Source organism: Brachybacterium horti, from assembly GCF_054777615.1.
Map to the genome: position 1 here is coordinate 68,638 of NZ_BAAHAM010000005.1, position 24,471 is coordinate 93,108.

Annotated in this window: 22 protein-coding genes; 9 read left to right on the forward strand and 13 right to left on the reverse strand. The window is 68.8% G+C overall.

The window, feature by feature from the left end:
* Positions 1–132: 132 nt before the first annotated feature.
* The 5 genes from ACYVAP_RS15840 to ACYVAP_RS15860 form a co-directional block, all read right to left on the reverse strand.
* On the reverse strand, positions 133–5,175 hold the full coding sequence (locus ACYVAP_RS15840; RefSeq protein WP_498861462.1) for a helicase-like domain-containing protein: 5,043 nt from the start codon (positions 5,173–5,175) through the stop codon (positions 133–135).
* Positions 5,176–5,249: 74 nt separating this feature from the next.
* Positions 5,250–5,690 (reverse strand): TnpV protein, encoded by a 441-nt coding sequence (locus ACYVAP_RS15845; protein WP_498861463.1) that lies wholly within the window; start codon positions 5,688–5,690, stop codon positions 5,250–5,252.
* A 361-nt stretch (positions 5,691–6,051) separates the two neighbouring features.
* Positions 6,052–6,285, reverse strand: a complete 234-nt coding sequence (locus ACYVAP_RS15850; RefSeq protein ID WP_498861464.1) for a toxin-antitoxin system HicB family antitoxin — start codon at positions 6,283–6,285, stop codon at positions 6,052–6,054.
* A gap of 2 nt (positions 6,286–6,287) precedes the next feature.
* Positions 6,288–6,872 (reverse strand): AAA family ATPase, encoded by a 585-nt coding sequence (locus ACYVAP_RS15855; RefSeq protein ID WP_498861465.1) that lies wholly within the window; start codon positions 6,870–6,872, stop codon positions 6,288–6,290.
* A gap of 211 nt (positions 6,873–7,083) precedes the next feature.
* Positions 7,084–7,416, reverse strand: coding sequence for an antitoxin VbhA family protein (locus tag ACYVAP_RS15860; RefSeq protein ID WP_498861466.1), 333 nt, complete (start codon positions 7,414–7,416; stop codon positions 7,084–7,086).
* A 101-nt stretch (positions 7,417–7,517) separates the two neighbouring features.
* On the opposite strand from ACYVAP_RS15860, the gene ACYVAP_RS15865 reads away from it, so the two are divergent.
* Positions 7,518–8,495 (forward strand): hypothetical protein, encoded by a 978-nt coding sequence (locus ACYVAP_RS15865; protein WP_498861467.1) that lies wholly within the window; start codon positions 7,518–7,520, stop codon positions 8,493–8,495.
* A gap of 25 nt (positions 8,496–8,520) precedes the next feature.
* Here the strand turns inward: ACYVAP_RS15865 and ACYVAP_RS15870 are convergent, their stop codons facing one another.
* The 8 genes from ACYVAP_RS15870 to ACYVAP_RS15905 form a co-directional block, all read right to left on the reverse strand.
* Positions 8,521–10,491: a hypothetical protein gene (locus tag ACYVAP_RS15870; protein WP_498861468.1), complete on the reverse strand. Its 1,971-nt coding sequence runs from the start codon at positions 10,489–10,491 to the stop codon at positions 8,521–8,523.
* A gap of 165 nt (positions 10,492–10,656) precedes the next feature.
* The gene (locus tag ACYVAP_RS15875; protein WP_498861469.1) at positions 10,657–10,902 is read right to left on the reverse strand and encodes a hypothetical protein; all 246 of its coding nucleotides are present in this window, start codon (positions 10,900–10,902) and stop codon (positions 10,657–10,659) included.
* A 59-nt stretch (positions 10,903–10,961) separates the two neighbouring features.
* Positions 10,962–12,521, reverse strand: a complete 1,560-nt coding sequence (locus tag ACYVAP_RS15880; protein WP_498861470.1) for a MinD/ParA family ATP-binding protein — start codon at positions 12,519–12,521, stop codon at positions 10,962–10,964.
* Positions 12,522–12,542: 21 nt separating this feature from the next.
* Positions 12,543–13,694 carry a C40 family peptidase gene (locus ACYVAP_RS15885; RefSeq protein ID WP_498861471.1) on the reverse strand — a complete coding sequence of 384 codons (1,152 nt, stop codon included), beginning with the start codon at positions 13,692–13,694 and terminating at the stop codon, positions 12,543–12,545.
* Positions 13,691–14,041, reverse strand: a complete 351-nt coding sequence (locus ACYVAP_RS15890) for a hypothetical protein (RefSeq protein ID WP_498861472.1) — start codon at positions 14,039–14,041, stop codon at positions 13,691–13,693. Before ACYVAP_RS15890 ends, ACYVAP_RS15885 begins: the two co-directional genes overlap by 4 nt.
* Before the next feature lie 176 nt (positions 14,042–14,217).
* Positions 14,218–15,687, reverse strand: a complete 1,470-nt coding sequence (locus ACYVAP_RS15895) for a hypothetical protein (protein ID WP_498861473.1) — start codon at positions 15,685–15,687, stop codon at positions 14,218–14,220.
* 15 nt (positions 15,688–15,702) lie between these two features.
* Entirely contained in the window at positions 15,703–15,978 is a 276-nt protein-coding gene (locus ACYVAP_RS15900) for a helix-turn-helix domain-containing protein (protein ID WP_498861474.1), read from the reverse strand.
* 66 nt (positions 15,979–16,044) lie between these two features.
* Positions 16,045–16,281: a helix-turn-helix domain-containing protein gene (locus tag ACYVAP_RS15905; RefSeq protein WP_498861475.1), complete on the reverse strand. Its 237-nt coding sequence runs from the start codon at positions 16,279–16,281 to the stop codon at positions 16,045–16,047.
* A gap of 149 nt (positions 16,282–16,430) precedes the next feature.
* On the opposite strand from ACYVAP_RS15905, the gene ACYVAP_RS15910 reads away from it, so the two are divergent.
* From ACYVAP_RS15910 to ACYVAP_RS15945, 8 genes are read left to right on the forward strand one after another with little or no spacing between them, the layout of a single operon-like run.
* Positions 16,431–17,069, forward strand: a complete 639-nt coding sequence (locus ACYVAP_RS15910) for a DUF6668 family protein (RefSeq protein WP_498861476.1) — start codon at positions 16,431–16,433, stop codon at positions 17,067–17,069.
* Positions 17,066–17,389 (forward strand): hypothetical protein, encoded by a 324-nt coding sequence (locus ACYVAP_RS15915; RefSeq protein WP_498861477.1) that lies wholly within the window; start codon positions 17,066–17,068, stop codon positions 17,387–17,389. The genes ACYVAP_RS15910 and ACYVAP_RS15915 overlap by 4 nt, the downstream gene beginning before the upstream one ends.
* A 32-nt stretch (positions 17,390–17,421) precedes the next feature.
* The gene (locus ACYVAP_RS15920; RefSeq protein ID WP_498861478.1) at positions 17,422–18,120 is read left to right on the forward strand and encodes a DUF8175 domain-containg protein; all 699 of its coding nucleotides are present in this window, start codon (positions 17,422–17,424) and stop codon (positions 18,118–18,120) included.
* A 50-nt stretch (positions 18,121–18,170) separates the two neighbouring features.
* Positions 18,171–19,826 carry a hypothetical protein gene (locus tag ACYVAP_RS15925; protein WP_498861479.1) on the forward strand — a complete coding sequence of 552 codons (1,656 nt, stop codon included), beginning with the start codon at positions 18,171–18,173 and terminating at the stop codon, positions 19,824–19,826.
* Positions 19,826–21,337 (forward strand): SCO6880 family protein, encoded by a 1,512-nt coding sequence (locus tag ACYVAP_RS15930; RefSeq protein ID WP_498861480.1) that lies wholly within the window; start codon positions 19,826–19,828, stop codon positions 21,335–21,337. The genes ACYVAP_RS15925 and ACYVAP_RS15930 overlap by 1 nt, the downstream gene beginning before the upstream one ends.
* Positions 21,338–21,348: 11 nt before the next feature.
* Positions 21,349–22,296, forward strand: a complete 948-nt coding sequence (locus tag ACYVAP_RS15935) for an SCO6880 family protein (RefSeq protein ID WP_498861481.1) — start codon at positions 21,349–21,351, stop codon at positions 22,294–22,296.
* Positions 22,296–24,002 (forward strand): putative type IV secretion/conjugal transfer ATPase, encoded by a 1,707-nt coding sequence (locus ACYVAP_RS15940; protein WP_498861482.1) that lies wholly within the window; start codon positions 22,296–22,298, stop codon positions 24,000–24,002. The genes ACYVAP_RS15935 and ACYVAP_RS15940 overlap by 1 nt, the downstream gene beginning before the upstream one ends.
* Positions 24,003–24,022: 20 nt before the next feature.
* Positions 24,023–24,433, forward strand: coding sequence for a hypothetical protein (locus tag ACYVAP_RS15945; protein WP_498861483.1), 411 nt, complete (start codon positions 24,023–24,025; stop codon positions 24,431–24,433).
* Positions 24,434–24,471 lie beyond the last annotated feature (38 nt).

Sequence of the window (24,471 nt, forward strand, 5' to 3'; positions counted from 1 at the left end):
ATGTGGTGGGTGGGGCTGGACCACGATCCTCCCGGTCGCTGGGTCGCGCGGTGATGCTGGGACAACCTGCCGCCAAGTCGGGTACGGCAGGCACGCGCCCAGCCCCTCCCGTTCTTCATGAGCCTCGGGTCGTCAGCGTCCGCGGTCACCCTCGGCCACGGGGGTGGGGGTTCGCCAGTGCTGGCGTGCTGGCGTGCTGGCTGGCTGGCGTGTTGGGGTGGTGGCGTGCTGGGTGGTGGGGTGTTCGTCGAGGCGGGGGCCTGTGGGTTCGTCGGGGGTGCGGTCGTCGTCGCGGGCGGCGATGCGCTTGTCGACGTCGGCGATCTGTTCGCGGGTGAGGGTGAGGAGGTGGGCGTGCTTGAAGGGTTGGCCGAGGTTGGCTTCGGCTTCGGCGAGCTCGGTCTCGCGGAGGGGGAGCTGCTTCTGGAAGCCGGCGGCGTCGCGTCCGATGGCGGTGATCTTGGCTTCGAGGCTGGTGATGACTCGGTGGTCGGTGGTGGCGAGTTCGCTGGCGGTGAGCTTGACGGCGTGGTTCTCGAGGGTGCCGGGGACGTGGAGGTGCACGAGAGGGTTGTGGGGTGGCTGGCCGCTGGTGGCGGTGGAAATGACGGTGGCGTGGATGGGGTGACCGGCGAGGCTGCCGATCTGTCCAAGGTCGGTGTCGCTCTGGAACTGGGATCGAAAGTTCGTCCCGCGGGCCCAGTGGGCGATCGCTTCGCCGGCCTTGGCGCGCTCGGTGTAGGTCTGGCCGTGGAGGTCCATCGTGAACTTCTCGCCGCTGATGTCCTGGGTGTGGGTGGCGATCTGGGCGAGGGTGTGGGCGTTGGTGCGCATGGTCTCGATGCCGTCGCGCATCTGGGGGATGCGGATGCGGAGGTTCTGCTGTTCGTTGCCGTGGGCGCGCTCGAGGCGGTTGAGGCGCTGGAGTTCGGTGGTGAGCTTGGTCTTCTCGATGAGGAGGGGGTTGTCGGCGGCGAGGGCGGTGATCTCGGCGTAGTCCAGGGAGTTCTGGCCGATGTCCTCGATGGTGCGCATGTCGAGGGTGCCGCGCATGATCTGGTTGATGAAGTTGCTCTTCCGTTCGACGGTCTGCCACATGTAGGCGTCGAAGGACTTCTGGGTGGCCCAGCGGTGCACGGACACCTCGGGGTTGGCGTTGCCCTGGCGGATGATGCGGCCTTCGCGCTGTTCGACGTCGGCGGGGCGCCAGGGGCAGTCGAGGTGGTGGAGGGCGATCGCGCGACGTTGGACGTTGGTGCCGGTGCCCATGGTCTGGGTGGAGCCGATGAGGACCGCGACGTCGCCGTTGCGGGCGTCGGCGAACAGGGAGGCCTTGTCGCGGTCGTTCTTGGCTTCCTGCATGAAGCGGATCTTCTCGGGGGGCACTCCCCCGTCGATGAGGCGCTGGCGGAGGTCGCTGTAGGCGTCGTAGTCGCTGTCGGAGGCGGCGTGGAGGTCGGCGAACACGATCTGGAGGGCGCCGGGGCTGGTGCCGCCGGCGTCGGTCTCGTAGTCGGTGTCCTTGGTGCGGTGGTAGGTGGTGGCGATGGACTCGGCGGCGCGGGCGACCTTTCCGGCGCCGGCGGCGGGGTCCTCGAGGCCGACGAGCTCGGGGCTGAGGGCTGCCTTGCGGCCGTCGGAGCTGATCTTGAGCATGTTGTCCTCGGTGGGCTGCACGAGGCCCTTGCGGACGGCGTCTGCGCGCGCTCCGAGGTCCTGGATGTACTCCAGGGTGGCCTGGGAGGCGGGGACCATCTCCATCTCCGGTCCGCGGTGGCCGTCGGGGCGGATGCGGAGGTCGGGGGTGGGGAGGTCGAGGTCGTCGGCGAGCTTCACGTCGGCGTAGGTGTGCATCATGCGCAGCAGCTCGGGGACGTTCTGGAACTGGCTGAACCGCTGGACGGTGCGGAACTTGTTGCCCTCGGGGGCCATCTCGACGCTCATGACGGTCTTGCCGAAGGTCGCGGCCCAGCTGTCGAAGGAGCGCACGCCTGCGGCCTCGAGGAGGTCGGGGCGCAGGTAGCGCTGCATGATGTACGCCTCGGAGACGGAGTTGGCGATGGGGGTGCCGGTGGCGAAGGTGGCCACGCGCTCTCCGTGGATGGAGCGCAGGTGGTCGATCTTCATCTTCAGGTTCATCGCGCGGTCGGAGCCTTGGACGGCGGCGCCGCGGATGTTCGAGGCGGTCTCGAGGTTCTTGTAGTCGTGGGCTTCGTCGATGCACAGGTAGTCGATGCCGGTGTCCTCGAAGCTGATGCCGGGGTCGACGGGGGTGTCGATGGTCTTCTTGAGGTTCTCCTCGGCGCGCTTGATCTTCTTCTCGATCTCCTTGACCGAGAGGTCGCTGCCGCTGGCGTTGGCTGCTTCGGCGGCGGCGCGGAGCTCGGTGGTCTCTTCGCGGATGAAGGCGGCCTTGTGCTCGGGGGTGAGGTCGAGCTTCTGGAACGCGCCGCGGGTCATGACGACGCAGTCCCAGTCGTTGCTGGCGATCTTGGCGATGAAGGCGCGGCGCTTGTCGGTCTTGAGGTCGTCCTTGCTGGCGGCGAGGAGCATGGCGCGGGGGTAGATCTCCATGAACTCGCGGGAGAACTGCTCAAGCATGTGGTTGGGGACGACGATGGCGGGCTTGCTGACGAGGCCGAGGCGCTTGAGCTCCATGGAGCCGATGACCATCTCGGCGGTCTTTCCGGCGCCGACCTGGTGGAACAGGCCGACGGCGGGTTCGTTGATCATGCGGGCGACGGCGGCGCGCTGGTGGTCCTTGACGCGGTTTTTCCACAGCTCGGACATGCCGGGGAAGGTGAGGTGCTGGCCGGCGTCGGAGTAGTCGCGCAGGACGAGGGAGTTGAAGGACTCGTTGTAGTTCTGGGCGAGGCGATCGGCGCGGTCGGGGTCTTCCCAGATCCATTCGGCGAAGCGCTGGCGCAGGGCGTCGGCCTTCTCGTTCGCGGCGGCGGTCTCGGTGGGGTTGAGGATGCGGCTGCCGTCGTCCTCGTTGGTGTCGTAGACGGTGATGGGGCGCTGTTCTGCCATGGCGACGAACAGGTCCAGGGCATTGCGGCGGCGCGTGCCCCAGGTGGTGTTGGCGCTGGTCATGGCGCTAACGCCGCTCTGCTTGCTGAGCCAGGTGCCGTCGCCGGTGGTCTCTACGGTGATCTGCCCGGGTCGGGCGCCGAGTAGTTCGGTGATGAACTGCTCGTGGTCAGTGGCGGGGATCCAGACGGCGCCGATCTGGGGCTCGATGTCGGCGGAGGTCAGGGGGGCGGGGATGACGGCCTGGAGGGCGGTGACGTTGACGCTGTAGCGCTCGGGGTCGGTATCGGCTGCTGCCTCGGCGGCGCGGAGCTTCTGGCGGACGTGGCCGGAGAGGTACTCGGCGGCGGGGACGAGAGTGTCGGTGGCGGGGTCGTCGTAGACGAGGGTGCCCAGTTCGGTGCGTGCTTCCTCGGGGGTGAGGTCGCGGAGGGCGGCGATCTGGTCGAGGTCGACGCGGCTGCTGGTGTCCAGGGTGATGCTGAGAGCGTCCTCGATGGTGTCGGCGCCTTGGGGGGTGTGGCGTGGGGTGACGGCGCGGTGCTCGAGGAGGTCGGCAGGGCGTGCTGTCTGGGTCTCGGGGTCGAAGCGTTCGAGGGCGGAGACGAACGGGGCGAACGGGTCGTTGCGGAAGGCCTTCGCGGCTGCCGGGTAGAGCGGCACCATGAAGTCCTTGCCGGTGCTGGAGGTGCGCCAGGACTCCGTGTAGCGGTTGATGGGGCCGTAGGTGTCGAGGTAGTTCTGCCAGGACGTGCGGAGGTGGTCGCGCTGGGCGGTGATCTCGGGGGTGTCGCCGCGCTGGCTGTTCTCCATCTGGAGCAGGGCGGTGCCCTGGTCGCGGAGCTCGAGGAGGGCGCGCAGCTCGCGGCGCGCGGCGGGGTTCTTGGGGACCTGGAGCGGCTGGGGCTGCCCGTCGATGTACTGGACGAAGTCGTCGCCGGCGGTGGCGACGTGCCCGTCCCAGCGGATCGACTCGGGGGCCGGCGCCGGGGTGGGTGCGGCTGCCGTTGTCGGGCCGGCGGTGGGCTGGGGCTCCGTGGCGGAGGGTGCGGGGGCGGAGAGGTCGAGGGTCTGGATGGTCGGCTCGGGCGAGCTCATGCCCAGGCCCCGCTGGAGAGCCTGCCCGGTGACCCGGTCCAGGGCCGCGGTGAGCGGGACGCCGAGGGGTTCCCAGCTGCGCTGTTGCACGCCGAGCTGGATGGATCCGCGCACGCCGTGGGTGCCCACGAACTCGCCGAGGACCTGGTCGGGGTTCTGGAGGAAGTAGTCGTTGGTGCGGAGGGTGAAGGTGCCGTCGTTGGCGGTGGCGGTGCCGGCGCGGAGGACGGGGACGTCCTGGGTGCTGGTGCGGAGCCAGGTGTCGTCGCGGGGGGCGTCGTTCTCGTGGCGCTTGCGGAACAGGAGCACGTCGGTGAGGACCTCGGTGCCGGCGGCACGCTTGTGGGCGCTGTTGGGCAGGCGGACGGCGCCGATGAGGTCGGCGCGGGCGTGCATGTCGCGGCGGGCGGCGGGGTTCTGCGCGTCCATCGTGTAGGCGCTGGTGACGAAGGCGGCCACTCCCCCGGGTCGCACGAGGTCCAGGGACTTGATGATGAAGTGGTTGTGGATCGAGTGTTCGCCGGCGTTGTGCGACTTGTCGTAGAGCTTGATGTCGCCGAAGGGGACGTTGCCGATGGCGGCGTCGAACGTGTCGTTGGGGATGCGGGTGTTCTCGAAGCCCTCGGCGCGGATCTCTGCCTGCGGGTAGAGGTGGGAGGCGAGCTCGGCGGTGGTGGGGTCCAGCTCGACGCCGGTCATGCGGGCGCCGGCGGGGGCGAGGCCGATGAAGGTGCCCATGCCAGAACCGGGCTCGAGGACGCGTCCGTCGGTGAATCCGAGGTTCTCGAGGGCGTGCCACATGGGGGCGGCGATCGCTGGGTCGGTGAAGTGGGCGTTGATGGTGGTGAGGCGTGCTGCCTCGTAGCCGGTCTCGCCCAGGGCCTCGCGTAGTTCGATGCGGTGCTCGTGCCAGTCGTGGCGGCGGTTGTCGAACACCTCGGGGACCGCCCCCCAGGACCCGTAGCGGGCGATCACGGCCTGCTGGGCGGCGGTGGCCGGCTCGCCACTCTCGCGGAGGTCGGCGAGGGTGCGCAGGGCGGCCATGTTCGCGGCGAACCGGGCGTGGGCTCCGGAGGGGGCGAGGTCGTCCTGCGTGTTGGGGTGGAACGAGGGGGCGCTCAGTCCTCCCAGGCTGCTGGGTCGTTCCCCGCTCCCAGGCCGATCATCCTGCTGGTCCGGCGTGCTTCGAGGTCGGTCAGCATCTCCTGCTGATGCTCCCCCGCCGGGACGTTCGCCCTGATCCAGGTCTCCTGGTCGTCGTGGCTCATCTCGTCCCAGTCCTCCGGCTCGTCCGGCTCCGGACTGTCGCTCGGGGGCTGGTACTGCGCCAGGACGGTCTCCTCGGCGGTCGCTCGGGCTGCCTGCAGGCGTGCGACCTTCTGCAGGTACGTCTCCCCCGCGGGGTCCGTCCCCTCCATCGTCGGAAGCAACTCGAGCACTTCCGCTTCGACCTGTGCTCCCATCGTCGAGAAGTGCTCCGTCGGATCGCTCAGGCTCTCGACCAGCTGTGGGCTCGCGATCTCCCACTGGCGCCGCAACATCTGCCCGTACTTGTTCATCGGTGTCCTCCTCGAGACGGCTGGACTCGGGTTCGGCCCAGAGGGCGTCGAAGTCGAGCGCGAGCTGGTTGTCGCTCGGCTGGCGAGTGCGGCGTGCCACGTGGATCCCCCTGGCCGGTTACAGAGACGCTCGTCACTGTACCGAGGTGCTCGGAGCGGCCGCGTGCTCGTGGGGCGACGTGGGATGCGTGCGTGACGGTCCATGAGACTCCTCCTCGAGATTGCCAGCGTGCTGGCGTGCTGGCGAGCTGTCAACGCGAGATGCCAACCCCTCCCCTGCCGGTGCCGGCACGGGGCGGGGGCGATCCTTCGCTCGGAGGCTGGCACGCTGGCGTGCCAGCATGTTGGGGAGCTGGGTTGCCTACTTGCGGGCGAGCTTCTGGGTGATGGCGTCCTGGATCCAGTCCTGGACGCTCACGTCGTCGCGGAGGGCGGCGGCCTTGACGTCCTTGTGCATGGACTTCAGGAGGCGGATGGTCAGCTTGCTCATCTCGTCGGCTGGGGCCGGCTCGATGAAGGCGTCCTTCGCGCTGCCGGTCGAGGGGGTGTTGGGTCGGGGGCGCGGCGCGTAGCGCTCGGAGGGCTTGGTGGCCATGGTCAGAGCACCTCCAGGAGCTCGGTCGTGACGTTGTCGTAGCCCCACTTGTGGGGCTTGGGGACGGTTCCGCGGATGCGGCCGATGGGGAGGCTGGCGGGGATGATCGTCTCGAAGCGGGCGACTCCGCGGGCGTCGAGCTGGCTAATGAAGTTCTCGGCGTCCTTGCTGCGCCTGTCGAAGCGGGCGAGGAGGACGTAGGTGGGGACGAGTGATGCCGTCACGTTGATCGTGTCCCAGGTGCGGTCGATGTCCATGTCGCCGGGAGGGGCGGGGATGACGACGACGTCGGCGACCTTCACCGCCACGTCGACGGCGCCCGGGTCGGTGGGGGGCGTGTCGATGAGTGTGAAGTCGGTGCCCTCCTTGTAGCTGCGGAGGGTGACGTGGTTGGCGGGTCGGACCTCGAAGGGGAGCGGCGTGCCGTCCTCCTCGGCGATTCGGGCCCAGTCGCTCGCGGATCCCTGGCTATCCATGTCCAGGAGCGTCACGGTGTGGCCCAGCAAGGTCAGTTGCGTGGCGATGAGCATGGAGGCGGTCGTCTTGCCGGCGCCGCCCTTGAGGTTCACTACGGCGATAGTGGTCATGTCGGCCAGCATACGGGCATGCTGGCGTGCTGGCAAAGTGTCACGCTGGCGCGCTGGCATTCTGTATTGCTGGGTCGCGGGCTTGCTGTGGTCCCGCATCGATGACAGGTGATGTGGGTTTCCTGCCAGTGAGCCCGGCGTCCATCGTGATTGTCGTCGACTCTGGGGGGTGAACTAGCTGCGACTGCCTAGCAACGTGGCCGTGTCGGCTTCACGCGCCGTAGTGCTCCCGGATCTGCGCCGCGGCTTCATCGGCGGTGATCTCACCGCGAGCGACCTTCGCGTTCAGGGCACGAACGGCGGGATCGGTGACCTCGTGGCCGGCTGCGCCGAGGGCTCCGTCGGCGAAGGCAATGAACTCGTCGGGAGTGTGTGGGGGATTCCGAGGCTGGTTGGGGCTGGCCATGGTGGCACCTCCTTCGGTCTCCATTTTACGAGGCGAAAGCCGGTTCTCGCATGCCAGCATGTCGGCATGCGGGCATGCTGGGGGGTTAGGTGTCGGTTGCTGTTGCGGATGGCGCTGGTCGAGGTCGTCGAGGCTCATCTGCGCTTCGTGGCTTCGAGGTCGGGGGCGGCGGCCGCGATCTGTCGCGGGGTGCTCTGTCCCGCTACGGTGGCGGCATCATCTGTGACGACGATGGAGTGATGGTGGAGAGTGCAGAGTTGCGGGAGTTGTTCAGGGTGGCGGCCGCGACGGGGCGGTTCGAGCGCCATCAGTTGAGGAACACCTTGGACTACTCCGATGCGGGGGTACATCCGCAGTTCGACCTTATGGAGGTCTGTCCGGGGGCAGATGATTACGACCCTGGCTACACCGAGAACCCATACCGCGGGGAGCACCTCACGATTCCGTGTGTCGCGGAGGACGGTGAGCTGTTCACGATCGAAGTGTCGTTTCACAAGGGGACGACCTTCGTGGACCTGGTGCGAGTGGTTGGTGCGCAGCCTGGAGCTGTGGCAGCCGTAGGAGACGCGCTCTGGCCGAGGGAGGAGAGCGAGACGGCTCCCGACGAGGGCCTCGAACTCGAGGCCGTGGAGCCGTCTCCGCCTCGGATCGAGAAGAGCATGGGGGTCGAGGACCACGTCGCGGTGGACCCTGCCCTGTGGCCGGAGGAGCAGTCGGTCGATGAGGTCCTCGAGCTCGCCGCGAAGCTGCAGCGCTATGCCGGGGCCGTTCGGAGCTCGCTCGGCGGGGTGCGTCCACGGCTGCAGTTGAGCAGCATGTATCACGACCTGCGGAGGATCGAGGATGGGCTGGGGGAAATCGTTGGACAGCTCGGTGTGGTCGCTGATCTGATCGCGCACGACCCGCCGCTGGCTGCGTCGTTCCCTGACGGACGGCCGGCGGACGGGGTGCTGAGCCCGAAGCAGCTCGCATATCTCGAGTCCCTGGCCCCCGTGGCGGAGCGGACTGTCCGTTACTCGGAGCTGCTTGCGGCGACGTCAGAGTTGCCGAAGCAGGAGCAGTACGTTCTGGATCATCGCGCGCTCGAGGATTCCGTGGCGCAGGCGATGCAGTCGACGTGTCCTCGCTGTGGGAGTGGCCCGGGGGAGTTCTGCCGGACGCTCGGGGGGAAGAACCCTGGGCGTGAGACCTCGATGCATTCCGCCCGGGGCGCGTAGTCATCTGCTGGAGCGGCGGCTCGGTCTAGGCGGCTGTCTGGGGCCGTGAGCGAACGGGGTTGTGCTCGATCACGTGGAGGCGCCCCTGCGTGCTCTGTTGGCGATGTTCCAGGAGCTGCTTGCGGGCTCGGCGGTAGTCGGCGCGGCCGTCAGCTCGCCGGGGGTGGGCGCCGTAGCTCGTGGTCTCGCTGCTGGGGATGAGTGCGAGCTGGCCGTGGCCGGCTCGACGTTGCGCGGGAGTGCGCCGGGGGGCACGCATCCAGGCTTCCTCGGCGCACCACCAGGTCCACAGGTCGCGCTCGAGGCTATACGTGCGTGCGCGTTCTGCGAGGCGGCCGCGCGTCCCGTGGCGGGTGGCCGCGGGGGGTCGGTGGTCGCGGGAGGGGCGGCGCCAGCCGTCGCGAGTGGCGAGAAGGATGCCTTCCTCTGTCAGACGGTCGAGGGTGCGGAGGGTGCGCGTGGCGGACCCTCCGGTGCGGGCGGCGAGCTCGAGGAGCCCGTGGGTGTGCTGGCTGGTGCGGGCGTAGACGTTGCCTGCGTGGTGTCCGAGGGCTCCGGGGGTGAAGGCATCGTGGGCAGCGTCCGTGAGGCGGGTGCGAAGGGTGGCGAGCAGGGTGGTCCGGTGGGCGGCGCCGGTGGGCGGCTGGGGGGCGCGTGTATCCACTTGTGACCGGGTATCGGGAGGATCAATGTGGATGGCGGTGGTGGGCGCAATCGTCCAGCTCGCGGCGCGCACGCCCTCGGCGGGGGAATGCTGAGTGATCCATCCGTCCTGTGCGAGGCGCAGGAGGCCCGTGCGCGCGGTTTCGCGGCCGATGCCGGCCAGGAGGCCCAAGCGTCGGATATCGGCCTCCACAGAGGGCGTGAGGGCCTGGAGAGCGAGCAGACAGAGGGCGTCGAGGACGCGGCGGTCCGTGGGGCCGGCGGGAGTGGTCCAGCGTCCGGCGGCGACGTCGGCGCGCTGCTGGACCTCGCGGACATGGGCGGCGATCGCGCCTGCACGCGGGTCGAAGGTCGGGTCGTCCTCGCCCTCGCGGCGGGGGTTCTCCGAGACCCACCGCACGGCACGGTTCCAGTGGTGAGTCAGTCGCTCCGTGGATTGCTCGGGCGTGCGGGGCACTCGGATGCCTCCCTGCCGCTCGGTGAGCACGTGAGCCATTCCGGGACGGTCGACGAGGACGGCGACGTCTTCGTAGCGCCACCGAGCAGAGGCGGCGCCGACGAGGATCCGCCAGAGCACGGCGGAGGCGTCGCCCATGGCGGCGTCTTCGTCGAGGGCGTCCGCGCTGGCTCGGGGAAGGGGCTGGCGTGGGCCGGGGAGGTAGCGGTGGCGGTGGGCGTCCACGGGCAGGGGACGGCGGGCGTCGGGCACGTGTGACGGCTCGGCGGTCTCGATCCGCTGCGCGACGTCCTCGAGCACGGCGCGGACCTGGGCGGTGGTGCCCGTGGGACGGATGAGGGCAGTGACGCTGCCGGCGATCACCTCGGAGGCCCCGCCGGCGCGGTGCGGGGCGCCGGGGGGGCGCACGCAACCGGCGGCGGCGTTGGTGAGGGGGGAGAGGTCGAGGGTGGGGCAGAGGTGCTTGGTGAGCCGGGCGAGCATGGCAACGGTCTCGGCGTCGACGGGCTCGGCCAGGGCGGCCCAGACATGGCGGCCGCCGCCGGGGCCGGACGCGCACACCACGGGCTCGAGGCCGGCGCGGGAGAGGAGCCCGGCGGTGACCTCGGCGTCACGGGCCGCGGCAGCGGCCGCACCCTCGGTCTTGGCGTCGTGGTCGAAGCAGAGGAAGCGGAAGCGCCGGTCGGGGCCGGTGAGGTTGATGGCCCACGGGGTCTCGGGAGGAGTGGGGCCAACGCGCTGCGTGCTCGAGTACTGGTTCAGGGTCTCGCCGTAGGCATCGACGCTGGCCACGCGCACGGTGGGGCGCGGGCTGATGGTCTGGGTGAGGAGCCACGGGTCCGGCTGCTGAGGGGTCGTCGGCGTGTGGGTAGACACGCCGGGCTCACCGCACTTGCTTGCGGCGAAGCGACCCCCGTATCCTGGGGGCAACAATCTACGGAACCTCCTCTCAAGGTTCGCCCTCGGGGCTAGCGCTAACTGGCTCCCGAAGACTCTTAAATCGCCCTCGACCTGCGCTAACAGGTCGGGGGCGAAGTCTTTTTATCCAGCCTTCGCGTCGGTTTCGACGTCCAGGCGGTTGTGTCCGAGCTGGACCGCTTCTGCGTCCAGCTCGTCGATGTGCCGGATGATCTGCGCGACGAGGACGTCGTTGTAGGACTGATCCGTGGCGTCGGCGTAAGCGATGACACGATCTGCGTACTCACGCGGGATGCGCACCGCGAAGGGATGGCGGTCCCCCTTGCCGGGGCGGCCGCCGCCTGTGCCTCGCTGACGTCTGGTCGACATGTGCCCTACCCTACAGGGGAGTGAAACAGAAACGAACGCTCCCGCGGCGTGTCGGGGGTTCATCGGCTTTCTCCGAGCGTGAGGCCGTGGGCGATGGCGGCGGTGGCTTCCTGGTAGGCGGCGCGGGTTGCAGGCTGGAGGGCCTCGAAGCTGATCTCGTCGCCGCTGTCGAGGGCGGGGTCGAAGGGGATCGGGATGATGGCGCGGACGCGCTGTTCGAACTTGGCGGCGATGCCGGTGGCGTTGCCGCGGCGGGTCGCCGAGTCGTTGAGGAGGACGACCGCGTTCTTCACGAGGTCGTGGTAGCCGAGGCTCTCGAAGGTGTCGAGCATGGTCTCGGCCGCGTGCGCCCCATCGGCGCCCGCGCTGACGGGGATCACGAGCTGGTCGGCTGCGGCGAGGGCCGCACGGAAGTGGGAAACGCGGTGGTTGTTGCCGGTGTCCACGAGGATCAGGGAGTAGAAGCGTCCGAGGATCTCGTTGACCTTCTCGAATGCGTCGGCGTCGACGAGGTCCTGGTTCTCAGGGTTCTCGTCGGAAGCGAGGACGGAGAAGAGGTTGTCGCCCTGCGAGCGGGTGAACTTGGCGAGGGTGGACCGCTTGGAGCCCTCCACGGTGGTGAAGTCCTCGACGGCGTCCTCGAGGAGGTCGACGACGCTGCGGGATGTCGTGGCCTTGCGGGAGCGGAAGCCCAAATTCCCCCGGGTCTCGTTGGCGTCCCACGCGATCACGTCGCCTCCCCGGATTCGGCCGGCGGTCGCGGCGATGCAGTAGGTGCCGCTGGTCTTCCCCTGGCCGCCCTTGTCGTTCGCGATCAGGACGTGCTTGGGCTCCTCGAGCGGCGTCTGGATGATCATCCGCTCGGCTCGGTCCTTCTCCGCGGCCTCACGTTCGCGGGCGGCGCGGCGGGTCTCCTGCGCCGCTTCTTCCTGGGCGCGCTGCTCGTCGACGATGCGGGCCTGCTCTTCGCGGGCGATCTCCTGGCGAAGGGCCTCGCGACGCTCGGCGAGCTCGTCGTCGGCGGGGGAGAGCTTGAGACCCATTCCGTTGAGCGTGCCGCGGAATCCCTGCGTGGCGGGCTGCTGGGAGATGTCGGCCCATCGTGGGTCGTTCTCGATGGGGTCGGGCGTGCTCGCCATGGGTGCGGCCGAGACCGGCTCCGGGGTGGGCTGACTCACGGGCGCCGAGGTCGCCTCGGAGGGGGCGGTCGGCGCCGGCTGCGGGGTCCACGTCGGCTCGGCGTGCGAGGGGGCACCCTTGGGCGCGGGTGCCAGCGTGCTGTCGTGTTGGCGGGGACTGGAGTCTTCGATGACGGGAGCCTGGGTGGCAGGGACCTCGGTGATGGTCGGCTCGGTGGAGGGCTGCTCCCACGCGGCGGGCTCGGGCGCGGGCTGGGTGGTGATGGTCCCGTCGGGCTGGATCGCGAGGTGGAACGTGCCGGTGGGGTCGTTGGCGGTGACGTTGACGGCGCGCCCGGTCGTGCGCGCGTGAGTCTTCGCGCGGCCCATGGCTTGGTCACGGGTGGCGGCGACGGTCGACGCCTGCAGGGCGTGGGGAGTGCCGTCGATGGTGATGCTGCCGGTGGCGTCGTTCTGGACGGTGATGATGATGTCGCTCATGGGTGTTCCCCCTCGTCGTGGCTACTTCTTCGTGGTCTCGTTGGACAGGCCAGGCACCCTGCGCACGCCGACGAATCCCTTGCCGTCTTCGATCTTGGCGTCGATCTCCTGGACGCCCGGCTCGGGGCCGCCGTTGTAGCGCGTGGACTCGATCATCCTTCCTTCGCCCGCGTACATGGCGACGTGGGAGATCGCGTTGGGACTGCCGACCTTGCCTGTGCGCCCCTTCGCATAGAAGATCAGGTCGCCTGGTTGGATCTGAGCGGGGTCGACGTCCTGTCCGGAGAGGGCGTCGAACTGCTGTTGGGCGGTGCGGGGAAGGTTCGCGTCCGGGAGCATGTACTGGATGAACCCGGAGCAGTCGATGCCGGTGCGTCCGGGGCCGGCGGTGCCTCCACCGCCGAACTCATAGAGGGTGCCTAGGAGGCCGCGGCCGCGTTCGATAGCGGCCTTGGCGTCGCCGCTCGCTGCGACGTCGGACCCCGTTCCGGTGCAGTTGGCGCTGCTGGTGTCGATGTTGACGTCGGTTCCGGACAGAGCGCTCATGAGGCGCTGGGCGTCCTCGACGTGGTTGGCGTAGGCGTCGGGCTCGCCGGAGCGCTGCACGGCCTGGGCTGCGTCTCCGGGTTCCATGTCCTCCCAGTCTTCGATGTCGATGAGGCCGGGGATGTGCCCGTACCCCGCTCCGCCACCTGCAGAACCGTAGTCACCGGGATACTTCGCGGTGACGCCTTGGAAGAACGCCTGCGCGGCGTACTCGACGTTCATCACAGAGTCCATCGACCCGTACCAGCCTTCGACGGTCCGCTGCTGGAACGTGCCGGCGTCGCCCACGCCGGTGGGCTGGGTGTTAAGGCCCAGGGTGGATTCTTGCTGGGCGGTGATGAGGCCGATGAGCTGGGCTTTGGAGTCGAGGCCGTCGGTTTCGGCGGTCTTCATGATCAGGGCGGCGACGGTGACCTGCTCGGGGGTGTAGCCGTCGACCATGGGCAGGTCCCCGTCGACGACGGTGACGGCCTGGCCGTTGTTGGGGCCTGTGCAACTGCTTTGGTCCTCGTCGGCGCCGGCGATGAGGGCCACGCCGACGGGGGCGATACCCAGGGGAAGCACGATGGCGCAGGCGATGCCGATGATGAGGCCCTTGCCGCCGCCTCCGGTGGGGGACTCGCTCACTGGTCAGCTCCTTCCTGGAGGTCGGTCGTGAGGTTGCTGGTCTTCCAGGTTCCGTCGTCGGTGCGGACCACGGTGACTTCGTAGGTGGTGTAGTCCGTGGTCACGTGGAGGACGGCGGTCGCGGCATTCGCGCGGATGATGGTGGGGTTGCCCACGACCTCGCGGTCCTTGATGGTGTAGCCCCAGCGGCGTTGAGCGACGTCTTGCCCGTTGGGGGTGAGGGTCGCGTTGAGCTTCTTGCGCCAGGACTGTTCGTCGAGTGAGGAACCCTGCACCCAGATCTGCATGGTCGCCAGCGCGGCCTCGCGTGCAGCGTCCTCGGTGTCCTCGTTGGCGGTCGTGGGCATGGGCTCGTCCTCGCCACCGCCGTCGGACTGGATCGGCACCCCGTCAAGAGCTGTCGGTGAGGGCGGGGTGGGTGTCGTGCTGCTCGAGGCTGGGTCGGGCTGCGTGGAGCCATCTGTGCAGGAAGCCAGCGTGATCGCAGGTGCGAGGAGTAGGAGGGCGCGGCGGCTGACAGGGGTCATGACGCTGTGCTCCTGATGACGTAGGCGGTGGTCGTGTCGAGCTTCTCGGTGACGATCACGGCGTGCTCGTCCTCGGCGATCGACGGTGCGATCGTGTCGTCTGGCAGGGGAGTTGCCTCCCCGGTGCTGGCGTGAATGAGCACGGGACCGTCCTGACCGTCGGCGTACACACCGAGGGACGTGACGGCGTTGATCCTGGCGTCGTCCAGGGCGTGCAGGGAGTCGTGTGTGGCGACCAGCCCGTCTAGTGCCCAGGTCGTGCGGTCCGGCGCGCTCAGGAGTGCGTCGGGCTGGGGCATGCTGCCGCTCGCGGCGTCGTCGACGGTCACTAGAGCGTTGGAGCCGTCCGTGGCGTAGAGACCCCAGGTGTTCTTGTCCGGCCCGGTGATGCGCACGAGCAGGCGGTCCTCGCCGAGCATGAATCCTCCCTCGATCGTGTGCTTCTTCGAGGGCAGCAGTAACTCAGTCGGGTTCTTCACGCTCTTCTGGCCGGGCTCGAGGAACGCCCAATCGCGAGCACCGAGGATGACGGCCCTACCGTCCGCGGTGCCACTGATCGCCTGATAGCCGACGGGTACGTCGAGTTCGACGCCGTCGGGACCGTTGAAGATGTAGGCGGTCTGGGTGGGCAGGGAGACGGCGGGGCCAGGCCCGCTGGTGTAGAGCAGACCGTCGCGCGCCGGGAGTGGGAGGGCGCTCGCGGCGATCGTCGTCTCCTGATCCAAGGGCCAGAGCTTCAGGCCCGCGCTGGCATCCAGTGCAAGCAAGAAGGGCCGGCTGTCGAGGGTGACCTCGTGGACCTTCAGCGAGCTCGTGTTGCCTGTGCCGGTCCATTCCACGGTGCCCGTGGTGGCGTTGTGGAGCCGCAGGTTGTTGCTGTCGCTGGCGATGGTGAGGATGCGTCCGTCTGTCGTCCCGTGCGCCCGGGTGTTGCGTGCGACAACCGTGGTCCATTGGGCCGTGGGCTCGTAGCCGTCCGGCACTGCCACGGGCACTAGGTCGCCGTTCCCGGGAGGGGGCGGGGGCGCGCTCGGGGTGGGGTCTTCGTTGCCGCGCAAGAACAGGGCCGTGGCGATGCCGCCGCCGCCAAGGATCGCGGCGCCGGCGAGAACGCCACCGGCGATGAAAGCGCGTCGCGAGAGTGGCGACTGCTTGGTCTCGTGCTGCGGGGCATCCTGGACGTCCTCGATCTCGACGACGTCCCCGTCAGCGGTCACGCCCATCGGCCACGTGGTGGCACTGGCCTCCTCGGTGGCGATCACGCGGATGATGGGCTGGTCGCCGCCTCGCTGGCGAGCGTGCTGCGCGCAGGCCAACAGCGCGGCGATGCGCGGATCCGAGCCCTCCTCGATCTTCAGGGGCGTGTCGTCCAGCGTGATCGTTCCGTCGGCGCGCCAGATCAGCCGCAGGACGGGAAACCGCGGAATCTCAGCGGCAGAGATGTCGGTACGGATGTCACCAGTCATGGTGACCCCCGCGCATCAGTCCTCGGTGTCCTCGAGGGTTGAGGGGGTGAGGAGGTATTCCCGCAGGTCGTCCCGCGCAACCCGCCACTGACGAGAGAGCCTCACCGCGGGGAGTGCACCGGTATCCACGAGACGCCGAATCGTGGGTGTCGAGGACGACAGCAGCTCGCTCACCTGGGCGAGGTTCAGCATGCGGGGCTGGCCCTCTAGCAGTGCGTCGACGGCACTCTCCGACGGCGGCAGTGCGACGCGTCGGCGCACAGGACGATCGTCTGAATCCGTAGGGGCCATTGAGCCATCGTAGTGGCCACTCCACGGTAATTAGGCGCATGCACGCACGATAGCGAGCACCGAAGATCATGACCGCTCCTCGGTCGAGTTGGAGCGGGCTGTCAGGTAGTAGAGCAGGTCATCACGGAAGACGCGCCACTCCCTTCCGACCTTGACCCCCTGCAGATCAGTCGACACCAGCAGTCGGCGCACGACGTGCTCGGAGACCGCGAGGGTCTCGGCCACCTGACGCACCGTCATCGAGGCAGGAGCATCGGCGAGCAGCGCCTCCAGATGTGTGCTGAGAGGAGAGGGTGACGTCATGGCGCACAACCGTACACGTGACGCGCAAAGAACGCCAGAAGGCACAGTAGACACGTTACGCCCACTACGTGCTACCGTGAGGTTCATCGACACCGCTCACACACAGATAGTCTGCGTGTGATGGCAGACACTCGGAGGGGGATCCGACCGTGACAGAGAGCCCGCGCAATCCGTTCCTGCCGCCTCCCTCGGCGCCGGAGGTGGTCGAGGCCCTGGAGGCCGATGCGGTGCTCGGCAACGAGGTCGAGGTGCGGGGCCCGTCCTCGCCCGTGCATGCTCCCCGGCCCGACGCCGAGATGCCAGAAGCGGCGCGGGAGACTGTGCACGCCGTGCGAACGGGTGCAGTAGCCCTCGTGGGTCTGCACGGAGGGGCGGGCGTCACCACACTCGTGGGCCTGATCGGTGAGGGAGTGACTGACGGCGGCGTGGGCGTGCCCGCGGCGAACCCATACCTCCCGACACCGCACGTGATCCTGGTGGCGCGCACACATGCGCACGGACTTCGGATGGCCGAGGAGATCACGACGGCGTGGTCCCACCACGAGCTGGACGGCGTGGACGTGACCGGTCTGGTTCTCGTCGACGACGCACCGAAGCTGTCCAGCCAGACCCGGCAGAGCGCTTCGCGACTGCTGCGCATGACTCCCCGCGGGTGGCACATCCCGTGGGTGGAAGCGTGGAGGACGACGACCTCCCCTTCCCTCTCCGGTGTGCGGCTCCCGCGCACCATCAAGTCGATCCGGCGGGCAGTGGGTGCGCCGGACTCCTCGAAAGGAATCCCCTCATGATCGAGTCCCTTCTCGGCCTGACCACCATGGCTCCCCACCTGGCGGGGGGCCTGACGCACGGAGCGACGCTCCTCGCTGATGGCATCCCGCAGCCGACGCCGGAGGCCCCGCCGGGGTCCGATGGCTTCCTGCGGGTGCTGAACTGGATCTTCTGGATCGTGCTCCTGGCGGCGGTCGCCGGGTTCTTGATCCAGATCGGCATGCTGATCTACAACGCGATCCGCGGCAACGCGATCCAGGGGTTCGTGGGAATTCTGATCTGCATCGTCGCCGCGATCCTCGCCGGGTCCGCCGTCGCGATCCTCAACATGTTCGTCTGACCATCCCCATCCCCGCCTGAGAGGTGCACACCATGATCCGCTCAACCAGTCGACTGACCGCCCTGCTGGCTGTCGGAGTGCTCGCTCTGGCGGGCTGCACGGGGGGTGGCGACGATCCGTCGCCGTCCCCCACGGACCAGGCCGCGAATCAGCCCGCCTCCGACGGTGGGGCGGGCTCGACGTACCCGACCTCCGGATCGGACGCCGGCGGCTCCGAGATCGAGCCGGAGGACTGCAAGATCGACAACAGCGACCAGTCCATCCCGAAGGAGGCACCGGAAGCCGACGCATGGCCGAACGTGAACGGCATCGGTGTTCCGGTGTCCGACAAGTACGGGCCAACGCAGCGGGACGGCGAGGTGTGGTCTTGCTTTGCTCACAATCCCACCGGTGCCCTGTTCGCTGCGGCTTACCTGCAGGCAGGCATCACGAGCGCCGCGGTCCGAGAGGCCTACATCACGGATGATCCCGGAGTCGAGGACGGCGACGGAGAGGCGTCGACGGACACGGTGATGAGGGGCTACCGCATCACCTCGTACGACGACGATGAGGTGACCGTTGACCTCGTCTACGACACCTCGAGCAACGGGCAGTCTGGTCTGGTCGCGATGCCCGTCACGCTCCACTGGACCGACGGCGAGTGGACGTCGACGCAGAGCGATTTCGCTGCCGCGTCACCCCACTCGATCACGGGTCTTACGGGCTACACGCAGTGGAGCGTCGGGTCATGACGGGCGTACTGCTCGCAGAGGGCTGTGAAGACATAGCCTGGAATGCTGGCGTGGGCGAGCGTGCCGGGTGCGCGGTGTCCGGGGCTGCGCAGAGCACCCTGGAGACACTGTTCAACTGGCTCGTGGGGGGTTCGACGTGGGCGGTGAAGTGGACGGGGACGGCGTGGCTGTCATTCCCGGAGCCGACGATCGGAACAGCTGATGGCACGCCGTCGGAGAACATCGCGCAGCTCTGGTCGCTGGGCTCCTTCTACATCATGGGCATCGCGATCATTGGGTTTCTGATCGGGGTGGCACGCCTGGTGTTCAGCCCGACGATGCAGACAGGTGCTGCGTTCGTGCGTGGAATCGTGGCGATCATCGCTGTGCAGACCGTGGGAGTCGGTGCGTCGGTGCTCCTCCTCGATGCGGGCGACCAGTTCTCGACCTGGGTGGTGGAGGAAGCCTCCGGCAAGGACTTCTCGACAGCGTTGGCGGACTTCTCAGGTCTCGGCGGCGTCACGAAGTCGCTCATGGCCGCGGAAGCGCTCAACTCCATCTCGTCGATCGCCGCGTTCGCCGTCCTCGGCTTCCTGCTTCTGCTGATTGCTGCGTTCGCTCAGGTGTGTCTGCTGATCGTGCGGTCGGCGCTGCTGGTGATCTTGTTGGCGTTCCTGCCGTTCCTTGCGGCAGCGTCGTTCACGGACGGGGGATACAAGGCGCTGAGCAGAGGCGTGGGCTGGATCTTCGCGCTGATCCTCTACAAGCCGGTCGCGGGCATCATCTATGCGGTCGGGGTGCTGACGCTGAAGAATGCGGCGGCGGATCCGAAGCCCGAGGAACAGATGTTGAACCTGCTGATCGGGGTGGTTATCGTCGCCGCGGCCGCTCTAGCGCTCCCCGCGCTCGTAAAGTTCGTAGCCCCCCAGGCGGCGGCGGGAGCGTCCATGGCGTTCAGCGGCGGCGCGGTAGCGGCAGGCGCGATCGGCACCGGTGCGGCGATCGTCGCGGTCGGTGCGACGGTGGGCACGGGGGGTGCCGCGGCGGCGCCGGCTGGGGCCGCCGCCGAAACAGGTACTGCTGGGGCAGGTACTGCTGGGGCAGAGACCGTAGGTGCCGATGAGGCCGCTGGGAGTTCGAAGGTTGCGGACGACGCGGCGGGCGGGGGAAGCACCGGTAGTGAGTCCTCGGGCTCGGGGTCGGGCTCGGATGGTTCGGGTACTGGCGAGTCCGGCTCGACCGTGGGTGGAACCACAGATGCCGGGGGCACGTCCGAGTCCGGCGCCTCCACGGAGGGTGTGACGGGGACAGACGGGAGCTCCGGGACGGGCACGGCAGGGACCACGTCGGCGGGATCCTCGACGACGACCGATGGGGAGCCGGCTCCCGCTGAGGGTGGCTCAGAGGGTTCCGAGAGCGCTTCTGCGGGTTCCGGGACGGGAACTGCTGACGGCAGCACGCCGAGTGGCTCCGGCTCGGGGACCTCCAACCACAGCTCGGAGCAGGGCGCGAGCCCGTCCGGCGATTCCTCGTCGGATGCAGACGAGACGAATGCTGATGGGGCGGAGAGCACCACCGGTGCACCGCCGGCCCAGCCGTCTGGTTCGAGTGGACGAGGGCCATCTGCTGAAAAGGTGGCCGGCGCGGTTCGCGACACCGCACGGAACACCAAGTCCGGCGCAGAGGACGTGGACTTCAACGAAGGCCAGGGACAGGGGAGTGTGTGATGGCTGAGGCCGAGCCGCAGAGCCAAGAGCGCACCTACGGAGGCTTCATGCCCGTGGGCCGACGCGGCCTGTTCGGGCTGAATCTGTGGGCGTTCTTCGGGCTCGTCCTGGCGATGCTGCCGGTGATCATCATCTGGATCACCCTGGGCGTGAAGTGGGGCATCGTCTCCCTGATCCTGTTGGTCCTGGTGGCGATCCCGATGCTCCTGCCGAAGCGGGACGGTCGCGGGGTCTACCAGCGGTGGTCGGCGGCCATCGAGAATCGCATCGCCAAGGCGATGGGGAGCCGGGATCTGGTGAACGGCCCCGCGGGCAATGCCCCCGACGGGTCGTTCCGACTGCCGGGTCTGGCCGCTGACTCCACCATCTCCACCCAGCACGACGAGTACGGCCACGAGTACGCGCTGATCTCCTACCCGCGACAGAACCATCACGTCGTGGTGTTCGAGTGCTACCCCACGGGCAACGCGTTGGTGGATCAGCCGAGCATCAACAAGGCCGTCGCTCACTGGGGCGCGTGGCTGGCCCACCTGGGCACGGAACGGCGCGTGGTCGGCGCACAGGTCAGCATCGAGACCACGACCGACACGGGCCTGCGCCTGCGTCGCGCGGTCACCTCGCGGATCGCGGACATCGCACCGGGGTTCGCCCGCGCCGTCGCGGCACAGATCCTGGACCGGTTCAACGCTGCCGCACCGGCGATCAACTCGAAGGTCAGTGTCACGCTCTCGGGGGCCGCCCGCAGCGCCGACGACGAGACGATCGACCAGGAGGAGGCCGTCGCCGAGCTCTCCACGATCGTGCCGACGCTCCGCGACGGGCTGAGGATGACCGGCGCGGGGGCGACCGTGCGCTCGTGCACGAAAGGCGACCTGGTGGACTACGTGCGCGTCGCCTACGACCCGACGTGCAGCCCCGACGTGGAGCAGCTGCGGACGATGGGCAAGGGGACCGGCCTGACCTGGGAAGAGGCGGGACCGAGCGTGCACCGGGTGGCCCCGGACTACTACATGCATGACGGGGTGGTCTCGGCGTCCTGGACGATGGCTCGAGGACCGAAGGAGATCATCTACGACACGTCACTGGCCAACCTCCTGCGGCCCGAGCCTCGTGTGCTGCGCAAGCGCGTGACGATCGTGTACCGGCCGGAGCCTACTGAGCAGACTGGCGCGATCGTCGACCAGGTCGAGGCGAACTCCCGCTTCGCGTCCTCGATGAACCAGAGCAAGGCCCGCAACAGCATGGCGCAGGCCCAGGCCCACCAGATGGCTCGCGAGGAAGCTCGGGGTGCCGGTCTCGTCCGCCAGGGCCTGATCGTGACGTGCACAGTGCCCTCGGTGCGGGATGTACGGGTCGCTCGCCAGATCGTTCAGACGCAGGCGGCGTCGACGAAGATGAAGATTCGCTCGGCTCGTGGCACCCAGGACACCGCGTTCCAGGCGGGCCTCCCGATCGGCATCTGCCTGCCCTACCACTCCATGATTCCGGTCGATGTGAAGGATGCGATGTGAGCACGAGGAGCATGCCCGACAGCATTGCGAAGCGAGCACTGCGCGAGCTCGAGCAGACGACGGAGACCGACGCCTACGGCGTCGAGTACGGCCTGCTGTCGAACGCGGAGCGCTCGGTGGTGCTCGTCTCGATCCGTCCCGTGGACGGTGCCGCCCCGACAACTCGCATGACCGCGGCGCTGGCCGCGTGGTCCAAGTGGGCGGAGACCCTGGGCCTGGATGATCGCGTGTGCGGGGCGACGATCAGCATCCAGACCTGGCAGGACGGTTCCTCGAATGCTGTCGTGGCTCTGTCCTTCAGCGGGAAGCCGCGGGTGACGGGGGAGCGGCGCGCTCTGAGGCGTCATGAGCTGGTCGAGCACATCTCGACGCACCTAGCCCGCGTGCTCGACGGCCTGCGGGTCGCAAGCGCGGGGCTGCGCGTGAACGTCTGCACAGCCCAAGACATCACCGATCTCCTGCGGGCGGCGTTCGACAGCAGCATCGCGGCGGACGTCAAGGCCGCACGTGCGCAGCCCGAGGGCACCGGCCTGACGTGGGCGGAGGCACCACCGCGTCCTGAGAGCACGGGGGAGATGTACTACAGCCACGACCGAGTCGTGTCGACCTCGTGGGCCATGGCCACGCGTGAGGACGAAGACCTGCCGCCGCTGGACTTCGCAACGGCCCTGGCTCCCGCGCCGAGCATCCTGTGCAAGCGCGCGACGTTGATCTTCCGGGTCGCGCCGCGCCTCGAGGCGACGCTGGCCCCCCGGGGCCTGGTGCTCACCGCTGACGTCGGGTCGATGGAGGATCTGGCAACCGCACGGGAGCTCCCCGCCCGGCAGTCTCTGCGGACGCGGCTGCGTCTGCGGGCGGCGGTGTCCACGCAAGACACCACGTTCCTCGCAGGACTTCCCCTGGACCTGGCGACACCCCACATGGTGATGGTGCCGCGTGAAATCAAGGAGGCTTCCTGATGGGACGCACACGCAAGCAGCTGCGATCGGTTCTGCCGGGGGTGACGCGCGCGGACTCGCCGAGCGCCAAGCCGGAGAGCGGCTCCTCGCTCGTGGTGAGCGCGGCGGAGGCGCGGACGCTCGGCACCCCTGGAACGGAGGCGCGCTTCGGTCACGAGCGCCGCAGGTGGCTCGAGAGGACGAGGCGGCGCCTGCGTCCCGGGGCACGGGGCTGGATGGCTCCCCACGCCGGCCGCGCCGCGCGCGTCGAGCCCAGCGTGGAGATGCGGGCGACGACGGCCCAGGCCTGCGGCTACTGGCCGTTCGCCGCGGGATCGCCACTGCCGACGATCGGCGTGCCGCTCGGACCTCATCTGCTGTCCGGGGCGACGGTCTGCGCCGACCCGATGTCCTACTTCCTGGCGGGCCTGGTCAATCAGCCCTCGATGTTCGTCCTGGGGCGGCCCGGCCTGGGCAAGTCCACGCTCGTGCGCCGCATCCTCGCGGTCCTCGCCGCATGGGGATTCACCCCGATGGTCCTGGGCGACCTCAAGCCCGACTACGTGGCCCTGATCCGAGCGATGGACGGCATCGTGATCGAGGTCGGCCGCGGGCGCGATCGCATCAACCCGCTGGACTGGGGTCCCCTGTGGGACGAGCTGCAGAACCTCCCGGAGAAGCGTCGCAAGCAGGCAATCGAGGAACTGCGCGGGCGCCGCCAGTCACTGATGAAGGGCCTGGCCTCCCAGGGGGCGAACCGCGAGCTCACGGCGGTCGAGAACAATCTGTTGGCACGGGCGCTGCGGATCACCGACGAGCGCGTGGGTGCGCAGACGCCGATCATCAGCGACGTCCTCGCGATCATCGACTCTGCACCGGAGGAACTGCGCCGCGTCGCCCAGTCGGGGGACGACGACAAGAAGTACACCGAGCGCGTGCAGGAGTTGGTCGACGCGCTGCGTATGTATGAGGCGGGCGGACCCTACGGCGACCTGTTCGACGGGCCGACCACCTCGCCGATCCGACTCGACATCCCCCTGTGCTTCGACCTGTCCTCGCTCGAGAGCGACGAGGCCGGCGGGACTGGCCTCGAGGCCGCGGTTCAGCTGGTCTGCTGGTCTGCTGGCTCGTCGGCGGTCTCTGCGGCGAAGCACCTGTCCGAAGCCGGGCTCGCTCCCCAGCGCCACTACTTCCTGGTGATGGATGAGCTGTGGCGCATCCTGCGTGCCGGTGGCTTCATGATCGAGTTCATCGACGCCCTGACCCGACTGAACCGTCAGCGAGGACTGGGGCAGGCAATGGCCACCCACACCATGTCCGACCTGGACATGGGCGATGAGAAGCTCACCAAGCGCGCCTGGGGGTTCGTCGAGCGCTCTGCCCAGGTCTTCCTCGGCGGTCTGGCGACAGGCGAGATGGGCAACCTCCAGACCGTGTTCGAGCTTGCCGAGAAGGAGATCGCTCTGATCACCGACTGGGCCTCCGAGGCTGAGGTCGATCCCGATACCGGGAAGACGGCCGCACCCCCCGGGCGAGGGAAGTTCCTGCTCAAGATCGGGAAGCGGCCCGGGACCCCGTTCCGTGTCAACCTGACCGACGTCGAGCTCGACGTCAACGACACCAACCGGGCATGGGCAGATATGTCGGCGCGACTGGATGAGCAGATCGCCTCGACGCAGTGGACGCCCGCCGAAGAAGCACAGCAGCTCGCGGCCAACGCAGGCTGACAGACAGGAGGGGATGAATCATGAGTCGACTGCAGTCGAACCGTCGGGGCGAGGGCCCGGGCGCTGCCGCATGGGTCGCGATCGGTGCCCTGTGCGTCGTCGGGCTGGTCGGAGCGATCGCCCTGGGGGCGTGGCGCATCGGCGTGAACACCTCCGGTGGGCAGGCCCAGGGGTGGACCACGACGGCCACCGTGATCCTCATCCTCGGCACGCTGGTGGTGTTGGCGCTGGGCGCCCTGGTGGCGTGGGCGGTCGCCAAGGGTGGGAAGAACCGCACTCGTGTGGACGCGGCCGCGAGGTACCTGGGCAACCGGTACCCCAGCGACCTCGCGCCCTTCACCCGTGAGGCCGCCGCCGCACAGGCCGAGCGGCTGCACGCGACGGCAGCCGGCCCGGGTGTTCCGCTCGGAGAGCCGGTGAGCCCGCGATGAGCACTCCCTCTCCGCTCTACTCGACCTGGGAACAGGTG

Coding starts and splice junctions, on each gene's coding strand:
- ACYVAP_RS15945 (WP_498861483.1), top strand. CDS start 24,023: ATGAGTCGACTGCAGTCGAACCGTCGGGGCGAGGGCCCGGGCGCTGCC.
- ACYVAP_RS15880 (WP_498861470.1), bottom strand. CDS start 12,521: ATGAGCGACATCATCATCACCGTCCAGAACGACGCCACCGGCAGCATC.
- ACYVAP_RS15920 (WP_498861478.1), top strand. CDS start 17,422: ATGATCCGCTCAACCAGTCGACTGACCGCCCTGCTGGCTGTCGGAGTG.
- ACYVAP_RS15855 (WP_498861465.1), bottom strand. CDS start 6,872: ATGACCACTATCGCCGTAGTGAACCTCAAGGGCGGCGCCGGCAAGACG.
- ACYVAP_RS15930 (WP_498861480.1), top strand. CDS start 19,826: ATGGCTGAGGCCGAGCCGCAGAGCCAAGAGCGCACCTACGGAGGCTTC.
- ACYVAP_RS15845 (WP_498861463.1), bottom strand. CDS start 5,690: ATGAACAAGTACGGGCAGATGTTGCGGCGCCAGTGGGAGATCGCGAGC.
- ACYVAP_RS15860 (WP_498861466.1), bottom strand. CDS start 7,416: ATGAGCCTCGACGACCTCGACCAGCGCCATCCGCAACAGCAACCGACA.
- ACYVAP_RS15875 (WP_498861469.1), bottom strand. CDS start 10,902: ATGTCGACCAGACGTCAGCGAGGCACAGGCGGCGGCCGCCCCGGCAAG.
- ACYVAP_RS15850 (WP_498861464.1), bottom strand. CDS start 6,285: ATGGCCACCAAGCCCTCCGAGCGCTACGCGCCGCGCCCCCGACCCAAC.
- ACYVAP_RS15895 (WP_498861473.1), bottom strand. CDS start 15,687: ATGACTGGTGACATCCGTACCGACATCTCTGCCGCTGAGATTCCGCGG.
- ACYVAP_RS15890 (WP_498861472.1), bottom strand. CDS start 14,041: ATGCCCACGACCGCCAACGAGGACACCGAGGACGCTGCACGCGAGGCC.
- ACYVAP_RS15935 (WP_498861481.1), top strand. CDS start 21,349: ATGCCCGACAGCATTGCGAAGCGAGCACTGCGCGAGCTCGAGCAGACG.
- ACYVAP_RS15840 (WP_498861462.1), bottom strand. CDS start 5,175: ATGGCCGCCCTGCGCACCCTCGCCGACCTCCGCGAGAGTGGCGAGCCG.
- ACYVAP_RS15915 (WP_498861477.1), top strand. CDS start 17,066: ATGATCGAGTCCCTTCTCGGCCTGACCACCATGGCTCCCCACCTGGCG.
- ACYVAP_RS15900 (WP_498861474.1), bottom strand. CDS start 15,978: ATGGCCCCTACGGATTCAGACGATCGTCCTGTGCGCCGACGCGTCGCA.
- ACYVAP_RS15940 (WP_498861482.1), top strand. CDS start 22,296: ATGGGACGCACACGCAAGCAGCTGCGATCGGTTCTGCCGGGGGTGACG.
- ACYVAP_RS15865 (WP_498861467.1), top strand. CDS start 7,518: ATGGTGGAGAGTGCAGAGTTGCGGGAGTTGTTCAGGGTGGCGGCCGCG.
- ACYVAP_RS15905 (WP_498861475.1), bottom strand. CDS start 16,281: ATGACGTCACCCTCTCCTCTCAGCACACATCTGGAGGCGCTGCTCGCC.